This is a genomic window from Providencia burhodogranariea DSM 19968 (assembly GCF_000314855.2).
Classification (GTDB): Bacteria; Pseudomonadota; Gammaproteobacteria; order Enterobacterales; family Enterobacteriaceae; genus Providencia; species Providencia burhodogranariea.
Map to the genome: position 1 here is coordinate 957,116 of NZ_KB233222.1, position 595 is coordinate 957,710.

The 595-nt window shown below is 37.6% G+C and carries 2 pseudogenes; one reads left to right on the plus strand and one right to left on the minus strand.

What is annotated here, in order from left to right:
• A pseudogene (locus OOA_RS04000) lies at positions 1 to 261 on the plus strand (NAD-dependent protein deacylase); the annotation flags it as partial.
• Between the two features lie 42 nt (positions 262 to 303).
• On the opposite strand, the pseudogene OOA_RS04005 reads toward OOA_RS04000, so the two are convergent.
• Positions 304 to 595: pseudogene (locus OOA_RS04005) on the minus strand (short-chain dehydrogenase); the annotation flags it as partial.

A 595-nucleotide genomic window follows, 5' to 3' on the forward strand; every position in this document is an offset into this window, starting at 1 on the left:
GGGATGGATCAAATCTATCAATCGATAGAACAAGCAACTATTTTTATTGCTATTGGGACTTCAGGTCATGTGTATCCAGCAGCAGGTTTTGTCCATGAAGCGAAGTTAAATGGCGCTCATACAGTTGAGCTTAACTTAGAGCCAAGTCAAGTCGAAAGCGAGTTTGAAGAGAAACACTATGGCTTAGCAAGTCAGGTCGTTGTCGACTATATCAATGACCTGATGACTTCTCTTCGAATGGCGAATCAAAAAGAATTTTAGGCTCATTCATTAAAGGGGATATATATTCCCCTTTATCCCTTATTAGACATTCTCATCTAACATTGCAGGCATAGTAATCTCTTTTACGCAGGTTGCATTACTGGTGCTAATAATAAATTTAACTGCATTGAGCACATCTTGTAGTGGAATTAGTGCTCCTTCAGTTTGTGAAATAACTTCATCAACAGGGATTGATAACGGATATTCAGTTGCCAAGTAACCAAGATTAATCACTGAAATCGCAATTTTATTTTTGCGTAATGTTTCTCTTAATGATTGAACAATTCCACGTAGCGCATATTTAGATGCAGAGAACGTCACTTCATGACCATTA